General features: G+C 61.2%; 15 protein-coding genes and 1 tRNA gene. 10 read left to right on the forward strand and 6 right to left on the reverse strand.

Annotated elements, in window-relative coordinates; all coding sequences use genetic code 11:
- Positions 1–38: 38 nt before the first annotated feature.
- Together NVV79_RS07970 and NVV79_RS07975 are read right to left on the reverse strand one after the other, a co-directional pair.
- Positions 39–806, reverse strand: a complete 768-nt coding sequence (locus NVV79_RS07970) for an MBL fold metallo-hydrolase (protein WP_303987844.1) — start codon at positions 804–806, stop codon at positions 39–41.
- 58 nt (positions 807–864) lie between these two features.
- Entirely contained in the window at positions 865–1329 is a 465-nt protein-coding gene (locus NVV79_RS07975; RefSeq protein ID WP_303987846.1) for a gamma-glutamylcyclotransferase family protein, read from the reverse strand.
- Between the two features lie 119 nt (positions 1330–1448).
- Here NVV79_RS07975 and NVV79_RS07980 point away from each other — a divergent pair.
- Together NVV79_RS07980 and NVV79_RS07985 are read left to right on the forward strand one after the other, a co-directional pair.
- Positions 1449–1538 (forward strand) — tRNA-Ser (locus NVV79_RS07980).
- A 259-nt stretch (positions 1539–1797) separates the two neighbouring features.
- Complete coding sequence (locus NVV79_RS07985) at positions 1798–3063, forward strand: site-specific integrase (protein WP_303987848.1); 1266 nt, start codon at positions 1798–1800, stop codon at positions 3061–3063.
- An 89-nt stretch (positions 3064–3152) separates the two neighbouring features.
- On the opposite strand, the gene NVV79_RS07990 is transcribed toward NVV79_RS07985, so the two are convergent.
- Complete coding sequence (locus NVV79_RS07990) at positions 3153–4058, reverse strand: GIY-YIG nuclease family protein (RefSeq protein WP_303987850.1); 906 nt, start codon at positions 4056–4058, stop codon at positions 3153–3155.
- 172 nt (positions 4059–4230) lie between these two features.
- Here NVV79_RS07990 and NVV79_RS07995 point away from each other — a divergent pair, with 172 nt between their 5' ends.
- The 4 genes from NVV79_RS07995 to NVV79_RS08010 all read left to right on the forward strand — a co-directional run bounded on the left by NVV79_RS07995 (position 4231) and on the right by NVV79_RS08010 (position 6873).
- On the forward strand, positions 4231–4422 hold the full coding sequence (locus NVV79_RS07995; RefSeq protein ID WP_303987852.1) for a helix-turn-helix domain-containing protein: 192 nt from the start codon (positions 4231–4233) through the stop codon (positions 4420–4422).
- Positions 4423–4525: 103 nt separating this feature from the next.
- The gene (locus NVV79_RS08000; RefSeq protein WP_303987854.1) at positions 4526–4888 is read left to right on the forward strand and encodes a hypothetical protein; all 363 of its coding nucleotides are present in this window, start codon (positions 4526–4528) and stop codon (positions 4886–4888) included.
- Positions 4889–5128: 240 nt separating this feature from the next.
- Positions 5129–5971: a serine hydrolase gene (locus tag NVV79_RS08005; RefSeq protein WP_303987856.1), complete on the forward strand. Its 843-nt coding sequence runs from the start codon at positions 5129–5131 to the stop codon at positions 5969–5971.
- The gene (locus NVV79_RS08010) at positions 5968–6873 is read left to right on the forward strand and encodes an MmgE/PrpD family protein (protein ID WP_303987858.1); all 906 of its coding nucleotides are present in this window, start codon (positions 5968–5970) and stop codon (positions 6871–6873) included. Before NVV79_RS08005 ends, NVV79_RS08010 begins: the two co-directional genes overlap by 4 nt.
- 141 nt (positions 6874–7014) lie before the next feature.
- Here NVV79_RS08010 and NVV79_RS08015 read toward each other — a convergent pair whose 3' ends face one another.
- Both NVV79_RS08015 and NVV79_RS08020 read right to left on the reverse strand, forming a co-directional pair.
- The gene (locus NVV79_RS08015) at positions 7015–7305 is read right to left on the reverse strand and encodes a hypothetical protein (protein ID WP_303987860.1); all 291 of its coding nucleotides are present in this window, start codon (positions 7303–7305) and stop codon (positions 7015–7017) included.
- A 93-nt stretch (positions 7306–7398) separates the two neighbouring features.
- Complete coding sequence (locus NVV79_RS08020; protein WP_303987862.1) at positions 7399–7770, reverse strand: hypothetical protein; 372 nt, start codon at positions 7768–7770, stop codon at positions 7399–7401.
- Positions 7771–8419: 649 nt separating this feature from the next.
- On the opposite strand from NVV79_RS08020, the gene NVV79_RS08025 reads away from it, so the two are divergent.
- The 4 genes from NVV79_RS08025 (at position 8420) to NVV79_RS08040 (ending at position 14072) form a co-directional block, all read left to right on the forward strand.
- The gene (locus NVV79_RS08025) at positions 8420–9958 is read left to right on the forward strand and encodes a virulence-associated E family protein (RefSeq protein ID WP_303987864.1); all 1539 of its coding nucleotides are present in this window, start codon (positions 8420–8422) and stop codon (positions 9956–9958) included.
- 924 nt (positions 9959–10882) lie between these two features.
- Positions 10883–12424 carry a helix-turn-helix domain-containing protein gene (locus tag NVV79_RS08030; protein WP_303987866.1) on the forward strand — a complete coding sequence of 514 codons (1542 nt, stop codon included), beginning with the start codon at positions 10883–10885 and terminating at the stop codon, positions 12422–12424.
- 104 nt (positions 12425–12528) lie between these two features.
- Positions 12529–13326: an SDR family NAD(P)-dependent oxidoreductase gene (locus NVV79_RS08035; RefSeq protein WP_303987868.1), complete on the forward strand. Its 798-nt coding sequence runs from the start codon at positions 12529–12531 to the stop codon at positions 13324–13326.
- Positions 13323–14072: a hypothetical protein gene (locus NVV79_RS08040; RefSeq protein ID WP_303987870.1), complete on the forward strand. Its 750-nt coding sequence runs from the start codon at positions 13323–13325 to the stop codon at positions 14070–14072. The genes NVV79_RS08035 and NVV79_RS08040 overlap by 4 nt, the downstream gene beginning before the upstream one ends.
- A gap of 161 nt (positions 14073–14233) precedes the next feature.
- On the opposite strand, the gene NVV79_RS08045 is transcribed toward NVV79_RS08040, so the two are convergent.
- Positions 14234–15337, reverse strand: coding sequence for an alpha/beta hydrolase (locus NVV79_RS08045; RefSeq protein WP_303987872.1), 1104 nt, complete (start codon positions 15335–15337; stop codon positions 14234–14236).
- Between the last annotated feature and the right edge of the window lie 65 nt (positions 15338–15402).

A 15402-nucleotide genomic window follows, 5' to 3' on the forward strand; every position in this document is an offset into this window, starting at 1 on the left:
GGGGCAAATGCCCCAAGAGTCAAGGCTTGGTCAGAGTTTCAGGCGCCGCTCGCATACCAGTCGCGCAGGCGCACCTCGGTATGGTCGCCCACCGTTTCCAGCGGCGCCAGATCGCTGTCCCCATAGTGGTAGGGATAGGCGATAGCCGGCTTGAACGTATTGATCGCCTCGGCCGCCTGTTCCGGCGTCATCGTATAGGGCAGGTTCATCGGCAGGAAGGCGACGGCGATATCGGTCAAAGCCAGCATATCGTCGGTCGGCTCGGTGTCGCCGGCTATATAGACCTGCTTGTCGCCCAGGGTGAGCACATAGCCATTGCCCGCGCCCACCGGGTGATACTGCATGCGGTCCTCGGTGATATTGTGGGCGGCAATGGCGCGGATGGCGATGCCATCGAGGCTGGTATCTTCGCCATTGGCGATGGCCGTCGCATTGGCCTTGAGCGCCTCGGGCAGCTTGTCGAACACTTCCTGGCTGGTGAGGATCGGCGCCGATCCGGCAATGGCTTCCAGCGTCGGCACGTCGAAATGGTCGCCATGGCCGTGGGTGACGAGGATGGCCGTTGGCGGGGGCAGGCCCTCATAGAGCGCGGCGCCGCCGACCGGATCGGCATAGATCACGGCGTCGCCAAAGCCCAGGACCAGGCTGGCATGATCAACCGGATGGATAATGATGTCGCCATCCGATGTGGGGATGGCGTCGCCCTCCAAAGTCATCGGCTCCTGTGCCCAGACGGGCATGAATGATACGGTTCCGGCCAGTGGCAGCGTTGCCAGTCCGGCCACGACGTCGCGGCGCTTTACCATCGGATCCTCCCTTGATCGCCAGCTTGCGTTCTTCGAACGCAAGTGAAGGCGGCGGAGTTCACCGTTGCACGAAATCGTGACGATCATCGGGCGCCTGTGCCGCGAGGCGTTGGCGCAATGCCGTTGCCGTCTCGGTCTCCCGACCCAGTACTGCCGGCTTGTGCACTGATGTCCAGTCGGCCAGCGACCAGACCGGCGCGGTGGCGGGGATGACGGCCAGTGGCAGATAGGCATCGGCCGGATGCCTGACGCCATCGAACAGCACCGTGATGGGCCTGCGCCGATATTCCTCGCCCTCAAAGGCATCGAGCACGGCCAGGTCGAGGTGGGACAAGTTATCGAGCAGCAATCCGGGCGCCGCTTCGTCGCCGGATGCGACCAATGCCGGATAGACCCGTCCGGGATGCATCACCGCCCGAAATCCGGGCGCCATGGCCCGGCGCAGACCGGCCACTGCCACCGGTCGCCCCAATACGGCGCCGAGCACATCGGCATCCTGCAGCGTGCCATAGATGAAGAGCATGGACCGGGTCCAAAGGCGAATGAAGCCCACAACAGGTGTTGCGGGGCTTTCATTGCTATGTCATAAGCCCGCCCGTGTCGACCGGCCGGCACCCTCCGGGGTGCCCCAATCGATCTCGCGGAGAGATGGCAGAGTGGTTGAATGCACCGCACTCGAAATGCGGCATGGGGGCAACTCCATCGGGGGTTCGAATCCCTCTCTCTCCGCCATTCTCCCCATTCCGGCAGTTTTGCTAGGCTGGCGCAAGCAGCGCATAATTTCCGCCCGGCACCCCCATTCCCGGGACTTTTCGCTGCCTGCGCCACCGCCATACTTGCAATTTCTGCCCAGATGCCGGGCCTCTGCCGGTTATGCCAAAACGTAGGTCGGCTTGTAGGTCCTAATGGACTGGTCTGCCGCGAGGTATAACTGGACTTAGCCCCCCAGGCAGAGCGATGGTCCGACCCACTGAACCAGTTGGGGTAGACCATGGCCAAGGGCAAGCGGGCGCTTTCGGCGCAGCAGGTGGCGGCGCTCACCGACAATGGAACGCATCGCGTCGATAACCAGCTCTATCTGCAGATCCGCGAGCAGGGCACGCGGAGCTGGGTGTTTCGCTATAGCCGCAATGGCAAGACCCATTGGGTCGGATTGGGTGCAGCCAATGATGTGCCCCTGAGCCGGGCCAAGGAACTGGCGGTGGTGGAACGGGCCAAACTCATCAATGGCGGCAATCCCATCGCCGAACGCCGCGCGGTTAAAGAGAGCCTGCGACTGGAGCGGGAGGTCAAAGCCGACAGTCCCAGCTTCGCCTGGTGCGCAGGCGAATATATCGAGGCCCATCGGGCCAGCTGGAAGAACCAGAAGCATATCGATCAGTGGGAGAGCACGCTGCGCATGTATGCCGGGCCAGTGATCGGCAAACTGCCTGTCGACCAGGTGACACTGGACCACGTGCTCAAGATCCTCAAGCCGATCTGGGTCAGCAAGCCCGAGACGGCCAGCCGGCTGCGCGGTCGGATTGAGAAGGTCCTGGGCTGGGCCACAGCCAAGACCTATCGCAGGGGAGAGAACCCGGCCCGCTGGGCGGGCGGTGAACTTCCCCACCTGCTGCCCGCCATTGGCAAGGTGCAGAAGATCGAACACCATGCCTCAGTGCCCTATGTGGAGATGCCGGGGCTGATGGCCAAGCTGCGCCGGCTGGACAGCACTAGCGCCAGAGCTTTGCGCTTCACCATCCTGACCGGCGCCCGCACGGGTGAGACCATCGGGGCCAAATGGGCCGAGATCGATCTCGAAGCTGCCACCTGGACCATTCCCGGCGAACGCATGAAGGCCGGCATCGAACATCGGGTGGCGCTGTCCGATGCGGCCGTGGCTCTGCTCAGGTCCATGCCGCAGGAGGGGGAGTTGGTCTTCCCCGGTCCCAAGGGCAAGATGCTCTCCAACATGGCGATGCTGAAGTGCCTGCGAGGTCTGCGGGAGGATGGGGCCACGGTTCATGGCTTCCGCGCCACCTTCTCGACCTGGGCCCGTGACGAAACCGACTATCCGCGCGAGCTGATCGAGGCCTCCTTGGCCCATGCGGTGGGTAATGCGGTGGAGCAGGCCTATAACCGCAGCGACTATCTGGCCAAGCGCCGTGCGCTGATGGCGGACTGGGGTCGGTACTGCGAAACTGGTCCTAAGCCCAGCAAAGCCACAGACGTGGCCAACAGCGGGATTACCACCCAGACTGCCATGGGAGCGCGGTAGACCCCTGATAAGCGGCTGTGTGGGCCTTTGTGGGGATCAACTTTCGGCAAGGCAGGGAGTTTGAGGCCGAAGGTGCAAGAAGCTCGAGCCTATCCGGCAATCGCGGCGGCTTTCCAATCCTTCAGCAACTGACCTGATGCTTCGTGTCGCCATTCTCCTGGTCCACTGGCACTGCGACCAGCAATCATGGCTGCCGCAGCGGAGGGGCTGGCGAACGTGACATCCTGGGTAAACAGAAGCAGGTTATCGCTGGGGGCTGCAGCCAAGGCACCTTGGGCAAGCAGCTGCTCTCGCAACGCCCGATAAGTATCCGGGAAGGTCGCCGTTGTGGATTGCCGAGCCGTAGAGCCGCTTAGCACCACGAACCCATCATCCGTCTCCCGCGCTCTGGCCGATGCGTCCCCGGGGGCAAAGGCGAAGATGTCGCTTCCGACCGTGCCAGATCGGGCGCTCGGTGCGCGGTCAGCGTTCAACGGCCGGAAGATATCAAAGCCAAACAGCGGCAGGATGAGCAGTGCCTGCTCGACGAAGGCCTCCATGTCCACCCGGTCAATCTCGGAAAGTCCGCCATAGTCCGGAAAGCGCTGATTGGCCAATCGGGCTCTCCCGGCTTGACCGACGCGCTTGAGCAATTGGCTTTCGAGGAAGCGGCTGCGGGACTTGTCCAGGCTATTGTCGACGGTCACCACCAGAGCGAGGCGCTCGAAGTCCATCGTGTTGCGCTGCAAGTGGGTGCGCATGCGGCTGGCGACGTCATCGGCCTCTCCGATATAGGCCAGCCGGCCACCGGGCTGCTCCATATCTTCCCCGATCATGACATAGACCCCGCCATGCGCGGCCTCGGGCCTTTTGAGCAGTTGCTGGACCCGACTGGCCGGCGCACACAGGATCTTGCCGGTCCAATTGCCAGCGTCGATGACGATGAGCCCTTGCGGTGTCCCATCCTCAAGATAGACGCGAAGGGTGCGAGAGACGAAAGCTGGAACGGGGTTCATGGGCTTGTGCTGAAGGGGAACCAAGCCAGCAGCAGACCATGGAGACATGAATAAATCCCTATTTGGGATAATCCTCTAACAGGATCAACTTGCTGCGCTCATCGTCTTTCCCTGGCGCGGCATGAGCAGATCCATCCACAGTCGAGACTATCAGGTTCTGCGAGACCTGCTGGTGGCTCAGCGCAAAGCGCAAGGATTGACGCAGGCCGATGTGGCCCTGCGGATCGGTCGACCGCAATCCTTTGTCGCCAAGTATGAGGGTGGGGAGCGACGGATCGATGTGGTGGAGTTCCTCACCGTCGCCAAGGCCCTCAATGCCGATCCGCAATCGCTGTTCTCCGCCTTTGTCGAGAAGCTAGGCTAGCCGCGTAGACTTGTCCGGCAAATCACCGCTTTGTCTGTCTGCACTGGACGAGGACAAAGCGATGGCTAGAGCAACACGGCGGCAGGTGATTGTAGCGAGTGCAATGCTGGCCCTGTCGCCGGCCGCATTCACACAATCCCGATCAGCCGAATATGTCGGCGACCAGGAGCTGGCAAGGCTCGGGCTTGAGCTGGAAAGGCGCAAGCGCAGGGCTCGCATTCTCCATCACCGATGGCGGCGGCAGAACAGCGACCATGCCTGGCAGATGTGGTCGGACGCCTGTGCGGACCTGGCCCGACTTTGTGAGCGGATCGCCCTTGTGTCGCCGACCACAATCCAGGGCATTGCTGTTCGCTATGAGGCACTTGCCGTCGGTCTGCTGGATGACGACATTGTCATGGATCAGGCCATCCGACAGCAGGCTGCTCTGTTACACCAATCCTTGGCACGTATGCTCTCTTCCTGATCTACCTGGTTATGACGGCCAAGTACGAGGACCCTGCTTGAACCGAAGTTGCACCAAGAGCTTCCAGGCGGCTCTGAGGTCAGCCAAGCCGACTATTCACTGAGCACAGTTTGCGCGTCACCTGGTGAGCGGCGCATCGCTCTATGTGAATTCCGCATAGTCTTGTCGTGCACCGCTGCAGGCGTTCTTGTGCACGGGTCCAGGCAACGTGCTTCGGGCCAGACCAATTGCGGAATGACGATGAACGACCTCGCAGGCAGCCTGAAAAACATCTGTGAAAGTGTCCCCTACACCGTGCGCTACAGCATACTCGACAAACGCCATGGCGGGTCTTTCGAGCTTGGCGCCAACGAAGAAACGCCATCGGCCAGCACCCGAAAAATCTCGATCATGCTGGCGGCACTCAAGGCGGTGCATGACGGCAGGCTCGAGCTGGACGCGCCGATTGTCTACGAACCTCGGCTGCGCGAAGAAGTCGCCAGCGGCATTTTCCGTTACCTGACCCCGGGAATTTCCCTGAGCCTGCGCGACGCCATCGTGGGAATGATCGTGCTGAGCGACAATGTCTGTACCAGGATGGTGCTGGAGCGCCTGACCTTGCAGGAGGTCAACGACTACTGCCGCGCCGTCGGGATGACCGGGACGCATCACCGCTTCCTCATTCCGCCGCTGAAGCTCGCCCCGGACCATGGCCTCAAGGAGGTAACCACAACCACGGCCGCAGACCAAACCCGTCTACTGGATATGCTTAGCGACAGCCGGAAGGACGCAGAAGCTGCGCATAGGCTGGGGCTGACACAGGAGCTTTGCCACTTCGCTCTTCAAACTCTGGGCCAGCAGATCCTGCGTTATGGCATACCATCACGCCTGCCCTACGACACGCAATTCGCCACGAAGGGCGGGCGCGGCAAGAGGGGACGAATGGATGCCGGGATCGTGTTTCGCGCTGGCGAGCCGCTATACATATTGGCGGTCTATACCGACGGGGTGCCTGCCGCGCTGGCGGATGGAACGCCGGGCTATACGTCAGCCCTCGAAACCATCGGCAGGATATCGCGTGCTTGCTGGGATGCGCTCCAATGATGCAGGAGAAACAGGACGGAACAGCCAGCGCGGCTGCTCTTGAGGTCATTGCCGCATGGTGCGCCGCTCCGCATTCCTTCAGCGCCCAGGCCAGGCAGAGCGCCAAACATGCCATTGTCGACACGGTGGGCTGCATGCTGGCAGGCGCCAGCGATCGCGCGACGTTGGCGGTTCGTGCAGCATTTGCCCGCGAGATCGGCACGCGCGGCGCGGCCGGTGTAGCAGGCGGCGACTGCGCTCCCGCTGCCCTTGCGGCGCTCGTCAATGGGACGGCGGCGCATGCACTCGACTTCGACGATAACTTCCATGGCGCCACGACGCATGCTTCGGCCGTGCTCGTGCCTGCCCTGCTCGCCATTGGCGAGCGCGTGGGGGCCACGGGTGCCGTCCTGATCGAGGCCTATCTCATCGGGCTCGAAGCGCAGGCGGCGATCGGCAAGGGCGTCAACCCATCGCATTACACTGCCGGCTGGCATTCGACATCGACCGTGGGTTGCATCGGCGCAGCGGCGGCAACCGCATGGCTCCGGGGGCTGGATCAGGCCGGCATCAGTGCAGCAATGAGCATTGCGGCCAGCATGGCTAGTGGCCTCAAGGGGCAATTCGGCACGCCGGTGAAGCCGCTTCATGCCGGTCTTGCCGCCCGCAATGCCGTCGAAGCTGCGCTGCTGGCTGGAGCCGGCATGACTGGAAGCATGGATGTCCTGGAATCCTCCCAGGGCTTCCTGAAGCTCTATGGTGGACCCGATCCGCGCGGTTGGGACAATCTCGCCTTCGGCGCAACCTCGATCATCGAGACGGTCGGGCTCGCGACCAAATGCCATCCATGCTGCGGATCGACCCACCGCGCCATCGACATGGTCCTCGACTGTCCGCCGTCAGCACCAATGGCACAGATTTGAGGTTGTGATTCCTTGAAAAAATCGCCCTCCAAGGCTCCCGCGGAGCGGGTGGTGAAGGATACACACCTGGCTGGCCTTGATGCTGATCGTCGGACAATAGCCCTCGAATATTTCTGGAAGACGCCGCCAGAGGTTCAAACGCTACTTCGGCGAGAGGTAGAGCGGGCGTGGCCAAGGCCTGAGCAAGAATAATTGGGTGACCGAGCGATCACGAGCATCGACCGCCTCGCGGATGAGGTCGCGATGTTGAACGCTCATCGGAATACGGCGACCACCGACCTTGCCCCGCGTGACCCGTTCGATCGAGGACTGCAGGGTCTCATCGCCCAGCAGCGAGGCGGTTTCCTCGGGATGTTCCGTCGACGGGAAGTCCTCAGGTCGGATGAGCCAGTGGAGCCCCTTGTAGCGCCTATCAGGCAGGACGGCCAGCAACCGGTGTGGTGTCGTCCTCGGCCTGACCATGGCCGAGATGATGCTGCTTCTGCTGTTCTGCCTCTTGCTCGTTTCGGGCACGTTACTTCAGGATCAGCAGGAGAAGATTGCGGCCCCTGAGCAACGTGTGAATGAGCTGGTGGCTGCCGGCGCAGTTTCCGCATCGCCGGAGGAGCAGGAGCGCGTGGCCAAGATGTCGCGGAGCTGGAGAGACTGCGCGAGGAACGTCAGCAGTGGCAACAGATGCTGCCCGCGTCGAACCTCGCTGATGAGCCGATACCCGACGAGGCGTGGCGCGAACTGAAGGTCGCGCAGGAGATCGGTCAAGCCATGGTCGACCGTGGGTTGACGCTGACCGAGGTGGTCATCCGCGTCGAGCAGACGACAAACGCCATTCCCGCTCCATCGGGTCACGACTGGCAGCGACGAGTTCAGGTTCGTGACCAGCAGCGCGGTGCTGTCCACGGATTTCAGAACGAGGCTGGAAACGGAGACGGCTCAGCAACTGCAGGATCTGATCGCTCGATACGATGTCTATGTGACCGAGGTCGTGGGTTACACCGACGAGCAGCCGATAACAGTACACAGCGGTTCACGTTGGACACGCTGGTGACGTTGCCCCCTGCAGATAATCCAGTTTGAAAAAGGCTCTGGCCCCACGATAGGACCAGAGAAACCGGCATCTTGACCTGTTTCCATGTCAAATGGCCATGTCCGTCACTTTTATCTCAGAAAATTCTTTCGGCGGTTAATGCCAATTTGGGCCCACAGAGAGCCCCGCTGAGGCCTCTGTTGACATTAGCATGTAGGGGGTGGCCTGACCTTATCATAAGCGGTGATATGAATCGCTTCCCGTCAGCATCCTGTTAAGCAACGCTCGTTGACTGGGGGCTTTTCTGTGCGAAAATATTCCTTTTGCTGAGCTGCTAGTGCCCTTACCGGTTCATAGCGGCGGCAGAATAGGTAGTCGCTTGGCGTCCAGCATATCGACCAAGATTTTAGCTTAGGCTCGCATTTCGGTGCGGAAGGATCTTCGAAAATCGTGTGCCCGGGCAGCCGATAGTTAGGAGGAGATGGTTTCGCCAATCTTCTTCTTCGAGTTGGAGTGATGATAATGACGGTCGATCTTCCTACGCATGACAGGTTCCAGTGGCTGTTTGAAATTTCGGACTCGACTGTAGTTTTCGAGCCGCGTTCCACCAAGGCCATGTGTGACCTGCGCGCAATCGACCCCGCACGATTTGAGACACTGATGGGCCACATCAAGTCGCTCAAATTCAACACGCCGCGTGGTGCGGAGCGCTTGCTCAAGGCAATCGACGCGCAGGCTCGGGAAATGCGCAGGCAAGAACGGCGCGGGAGTGTTCCGAACTCCGAACCCGGTGAGGACGGCTTCGTGCGCGGCGACAAAGGGCGAATCCTCAGCAACGCTCCCAATGTCCGAAATGCCATCGAGCGCCTGGGATATGTCCTGCGCTACGATTCTTTTGCTGGCCGGGTGCTTTTGATCGACCCGGCCGGTCAGTCGAAATTTCTGAGCGACGACGAGATGAAGGACCTCTGGGTCCAGATCGACGACAAGTTCCAGTTCCAGCCCACAACAGAGGTCTACCGGAACACCATCGGACAGACGGCCCGTCTCGACAAGTTCCACCCTGTCCTCGATCATATCCGCGAGACGTCATGGGACTGGGTGCCGCGCATCGACACCTGGCTCATCGACTATTTCCACATAGAGGATACGCCGTTTCATCGTGCTATCGGCCGCATTTTCCTCATTGCTGCATGTCGCAGGCTCCTGGAGCCGGGATGCAAGTTTGACGAAGCGTTACTGATCGGCGGGCCGCAGGGCGTGGGGAAATCAACCGCAATCAAGCTGCTGGCCATGAGGCCGGACTGGTTCACCGACTCTTTGCCGTTTCAGGACAGTGAGCAGAAGATCATCGAACAGACCCAAGGCAAATGGATCATCGAGATCGCGGAGATGCGCGGCGCTCGCAAGGTCGACCAAGAGTCCATGAAGGCCCACATGTCCCGAACCAGCGACCGTGCACGCCCAGCATATGGCTGGACCGTGCAAGAGGTGCCGCGTCAGTTCGTCACCTGTATGTCCACCAACAATCCGAAGTCATTATCCGATCCCACTGGCAATCGTCGCTTCTGGCCCATCTGGGTCGACCAGCCGGTCGATCTCGCTGGTCTTGCCGACGTGCGAGAACAGCTATGGGCAGAGGCCCTCGAATGGGCCGAGACCAAAGAATCCATCACGCTACCTAAGCACCTATGGGAGGACGCCCGCTCGGCGCAGGCAGAGCACACGCGAGACAATCCCTTCGAGGACACGCTGCGATTCCATATCCCGGACGAGCTCGAAGGGATCATCAGCTCGGAAGAATTGTGGGCCATCCTGGGCATCCCCGCTGGTCAGCGCAACATGCACGCGGAGACCTTTGGCGCTGCCATGGCGAGCATGGGGTTCACCCGGGTGCGGCGGAAGTACAAGGGGCGTGGCAAGGCGCCTTGCTATGCGCGCCCTGCCGTGGGTTCTGTCCCAGAACTTCATGTTGAGCGTGGATCAGATGGACGTGTCGTGCGGGTTGGTCCCGCCGTGGTTTTTGAAGATCACCGCGACGAGGATGACGAGGCTGCGTGATCCGAGGCTGGTAACATCCCCCAGCAGTTCTGATGGGCAAGGCTGATCGGCCGACAGCCTCATTCTACCAGGGACCGGGTGGCTCACGACCCCGGAGCGCGCAAAGGCCCGGAGATCTAAGCAAGGACCGCGGGACCGTGGGACCATGTCACTATGTATGGAGAGAGAAGAAACACTATACATTATAAGGGTGTAGTGCGTGTTTATCGCAACCAGGGCTACGGGAAGCACGATCTACCCGCGTCCCTCGGTCCTATGGTGGATAAACCCCCAAGTTGCGCGCTTCTCGGGTAGACGACCCCGCGGTCCACCGCAGCCCCTGTAGATTTTCGACGGGTCCTCCGGCCGGCTCCCCCCATGTGGGGGCGGCGAGAGCCGCATCTCGTCTCCAGCTAATGGAATTTTATCATCGAGACAGCATCGGGTCGTACGGCTAGTCTGGTTTACCTGACATTCGCCGGCCGCCTCGCCTCGGCGGCACCCCCGGACGATGGTGGGGCATTGGTCTGCGCGTCGGAGGGGGCACACGGCCGTACACGCGGCCACGTGGATGGATTACGCTAATACGACAGGGACGACAGCGGCCACGTAGGGTAATCGCCTACGTGGCCGCGTGTGTCATCAGTCGGTGAAGCAGGCCGCGCTAGATCGCGGTCGCTAGCCCAGTGTTGGTACTCAGGGGCGGTATGATGTGTTAGCTGGTGGTGCGATGACTTGGTCCTGACGCAAGGGCAGGCCTCCGGCACACAGACGCCATCATCGTTCGGGGGCAGGGACTGGCTAGGTTGTGGGTGATTGTGGCTTTGTATGCCACTTGCGATATGCTGAAGGTTGGACACGCCCCGATCTTGCATACGATGTGAATTGTGAACAACGCGACGGCTTAGGGGCGGTCGCTGCGTTGACACCATGTTCAGGAGCCCTATGCAGCCCCTCACCACCGTGAAGTCTTTCGATCAGAGCTTAATCGTGATCGAGGCCTTGGGACAGTCGAACGCGCCGGTAGGTCAGAACGAAATTCGCAAGCTAACCGGACTGCCGCGCGGCACCACGCAACGTCTCCTTACGGCCCTGGTAAGCCTTGGCTATGTGATCTTTGACGAGGGCCAATATTCTCTGGCTCCTAAGTGCCGACTCTTCGCCCTGTCTTTCTTCGACAGTTGCGGCCTCGCGGAGGTGGAACACATCCACCTGCCCGAGCTCTCTGACAGGCTCAACGTACCTCTGTCCATCCAAGTGCTGGATGACCAGGACATCGTGGTGACCGCCTACCACGACGCGGCGGCTGGACGTCGTACTTTCTTCGCCAAGCCGGGGACGCGTGTGCCCGCGCTGGAAACGGCAGGCGGCATCGCGCTTTTCGCCGCTCGACCAGACGGCCGCCTGGGCGCTCATGCCAACGCTGCGGCGATGGGTTTGAGTGTGTCCGCCATTGATCCCATGATCGACGCGGCCCAAAAAACAGGCTTTGCTCTCTTCGAGGGGGATATGGATCCGGGCCTGCTCGGTGTCGCCGTCGCGTTGAAGAATCCGTGCGGCAGCCCTTTCGCAGCCCTGCATGCAAGCATTTATAGTCAACAGAACGGAAGCGGCGGCGCAGAAGCGGGGTTAGGCGCCGCCCTCGTGAACCTTGCATTGGCGATATCCTTGGCCAAGCAGACATCGTCGACCACCGAGCGGTCGCAACGGCTGCCATCAGCTACGGACGATGGGGAGTCGAACGAACCCGACACGAGCTTATCTCGCGGTCTTCGCGTCGTGGCGGCGTTCGGTAAGTACCTTCCTGCCCCCACCATCGCGGATCTTGCGCGAGCGACCAACCTGGACCGGGCGGTCGTTCGGCGACTGCTGAACTCGCTCGTTGCGAGGGGATACGCCGAGATGCAGGAGGGACGCTATCGCCTGACGCCGAGAACCCTCGGTTTGGGCTACGCTCGATTTGCCACCGCGAGCTTGAATGAACTCGTCCAGCCAGTCCTCGATCAACTGTCGTCCGAGCTTGCGGAGTCAACGTCCGTCTATGTGCTCAAGGACGGGTTTTCCGAGTGCATCGCCCGCTCCGACATTTCGCGGCGACGGTTAAAATACATGGTGGAAAGGGGTACTAAACTGCCGCTTGCCTATTCAGCATCGGGTCGCATCCTGATGTCCACCGTACCAGACGAGAAGGTTCTGGATATCCTGCGGAGCCAGGAATTGGAGCCCCGAACGCCCTATGCGGCACGAACTGCGGAAGAAATTCTGGAGATCGTTCGTGCGGCGCGGCGTGACGGTTTTGTGGTGAACAACCAGGAGTTGGACGTCGGAATGCTCAGCGCTTCGGTCGTGCTCAAGAACCGCCGAGGCGAGGCCCTCGGTTCAATTGGTATCAGCTCGCAGGTGGAGCGGACGACGCCTGACCTGCTGAAGCGGGATTTCGTACCGATCCTTCTCGCTGCCGCGGGGGAGCTCGCGACCTACTTGTAGTTCATCCGCAAGGTGTGAAGGTGTGCGCCTGGCGCACACTTTCACACCTTGCGCACACACAATGGGTTTGCTACACCACGCCCTGCATGAAGGAGGGCTGTGCAGTGATAAACTTTGATGGGGTGACCTGCCTTGTTACGGGCGCTGGCGGGGAGATTGGGCGAGCAATCGCGGTGAAGCTGGGCGAACTGGGCGGAAACATTCTAGTGTGCGACCTCGACCTCGTCTCCGGTGAACGAACGGCTGCCGAGATCAAGGAGAAGGGTCACAAGGCCCAATTCTACCGACTGGATGTAGGCGACGAGGAAAACTGGAATGGCGCCATTGCAGCCGCACAGCGGGCTGGTGGCGACTTTTCTGTCCTGGTGAATTGCGCCGGCCTTTTCGGGCGGGGACCATCCGGTATTGCCGAGATCCCGTTCGAGGAGTGGCAGCGCGTGCATCGTGTTAATCTTGACGGTGCATTCCTCGGGGTCCGTGCAGGTGTTGCTGCTATGGCCGGCAAAGGTGGCAGCATCGTCAATATCGGGTCCGTCGTCGGCTATTTCGGCGCGCGCAGCGGCGTGGCTTATGGAGTCAGCAAGGCTGCTATCCGTGGTTTGACGCTGCAGGCCTCCTCCAGCGCCATCGAGGCGGGCACAAAGGTCAGGGTCAACGCCGTGCATCCCGGATATGTGCTGACGGAGTCCGCGTTGGGTGCTGCGCTCAAGCAGTTCCCGACGCGCGAAGAGGCGATTGCATCATTTGCCCGCCGGAACCCGAGCAATCGGGTTATCTTGCCCGAAGATATTGCCAAGGCGGTCGCCTTCCTCGCATCCGATGCCGCATCAATGATCAACGGGGCGGACCTGATGGTGGATGACGGGCTGTCGACCCAAATGCCGGGCAAGGTGTTCCAATGATTCATTACCCAACTCGGCCCAAGCTCGTCTTCTGCTTCCTCGACAACGTCGACGCGGCGAACCATGTCGCCTACGAGCAATGGTGGAGAGAGGCGGTCGGCAACGTTTCCCGGTGTGCCGAGGGATTCTGCCGCGCCCTGGCATTTCGCGCCGATCCGCGTCCGCCTGGGGGGATATTCAATTCCGTTCTGGCGCCGACCTTCCTGACTATGGTCGAACTGTCCCGCGCGGGTGGACTTCTGGACGGCAGCATCTCGAAAATGCTGTCACCGCCAGAACGTCTGGTGCCGGAACGGGCGCTGCACGGCGCCTACTTCGAGCCAAACCCGACACAGCGGCAAGGGCCGTTTTTGGACGAGAGCCACCCGGCAAGCATCTTCCTGATCGTCCAGGACGTGCAGCCGGCCGACGAGTCGGCATACAATTATTGGTACGACATCGATGATGGTATTGAACGGGCTGCTCCCAAGATGGGCCACTACACGGAACGGCAACGTTTTGATGGATTCCTGCGTGCAACCCGGCTGAAAGCCGTGCCCTTTTCTATGGATCGGACCGAAATACCGATCGTCACCAAGGCCAACCACATAGAGGTCTTTGAAATCCGGAGCACGGCCGTCATGCAGGGCGAGCAGTACACCGCTGCGGCGCACGAGCCTCCCAAAGTCTCGTCCACTAAGCCACCCTTCAAGCTGTGGGTTCGCCAAGCATTCGAAGAGGTATGGTCGATTACCGAGCACTGCTGATCGATTGAGGGGGGACGATTCGGCGCCCCGGTCGACGCCGTTCCTCCCCTCCCTGAGCACGCTCGGGAAGGCAAGATTCCTGGGTGCGTACCGTGATCGGCAATCGCGTTTCGGGCCCCCTCGCTGGCCTCGAGGCGAGTATCGTGGCCGGGGACTCAGGTTCAACCTGCAGACAGCCGCTCCTCGATCCATCGGCAGAGTAACTCGCAGATTTGTTCGCTGTTGCGTTCCAGCATAAGCATGTGACCGTTGCCGTGCACACCCATCCTGCCCAGTTCCAGGTGGTCCACGTCGGCCCCGAGCCGCCGGAAGTATTCAACGGTAAGGTAGTCGAACGTTCTGTGATACGACGCCTCGGCCGTCACGATGCCGATTGGCAGTCGCGACAGGTTCTTCAGCCGAGCCTTTGTGGTTGGCACCCAACCGCGTACTGTTTCTGGTCCTTCGGGAGCGTCATGCGGGACAGCACGCAACTCGTTTGCGTCCGTAAGATGGGGCTCGAAGCTCAACGGGCCATGCGTGAGGCCCCACGGCCGGGACATTTGGTCGGAGAGTGTGTAGAACTCGCTTCCACCGATGAACTGGATGTCGTGAAACGGCACCATTCCCGATTCAGTGGCCACAATGGCCCTGACAAGATCTGGGCGCGCATCGCCAACCCTCCAGCCGTATGCCCCGGATTCCGAGTGGGTAAGCAGGACGGCCGGCCCGATGCGCTCGAGCAGGCCGATCAACGCTGCGGAGTTCATCTCCTCGGCGAGCGCCGGATTGGTCAGGCTGGGAATCCAGCTAGCAGCGAATTGATCAAAGGCCGCGTCACCGATCCTGCCGGTGTCGCCCGGCCATTGCGTGTGACGCTCAGAGCCGGGCCAGAGGCGGAAGGCGGCGGTTCCGGTGAACATGTTCTCGGTGAACTCATATGGACGCAGCCCATAGCCGCCATAGTCCGGGAACGCGGCGGAGCGACCGCGCCCGACCTGATCTACAACGTATACGGGATACCCCCGTCGAAGGAAGTCGGTGGCCCAGCCGGCCCGGCCATCCGGCGTCGAGACAAAGTTGACTCCACTCTGCCACTTGCCGTGGATGAGCACGATAGGCGGCTTGCCGCGGTCCTCTGCAGGGGTGTGATACTCCACATACATCTGGCCCCGGATCTGCGGGCCGTCCCGCGTCGGCACGTAAGCGCCTCCGACAAAAAAGCACCCTTGATCCTGCACAGGCAACGCCTCTGCCGGCGTGTGATGCATGTCGACGCTCGTCATCCCATCCTCCCATTCCATGCCTCGTCATGAGGCCCCTTGACTTCTCAAAAACATTCTACATGATC

It is taken from the genome of Devosia ginsengisoli, assembly GCF_024707105.1.
Classification (GTDB): Bacteria; Pseudomonadota; Alphaproteobacteria; order Rhizobiales; family Devosiaceae; genus Devosia; species Devosia ginsengisoli_A.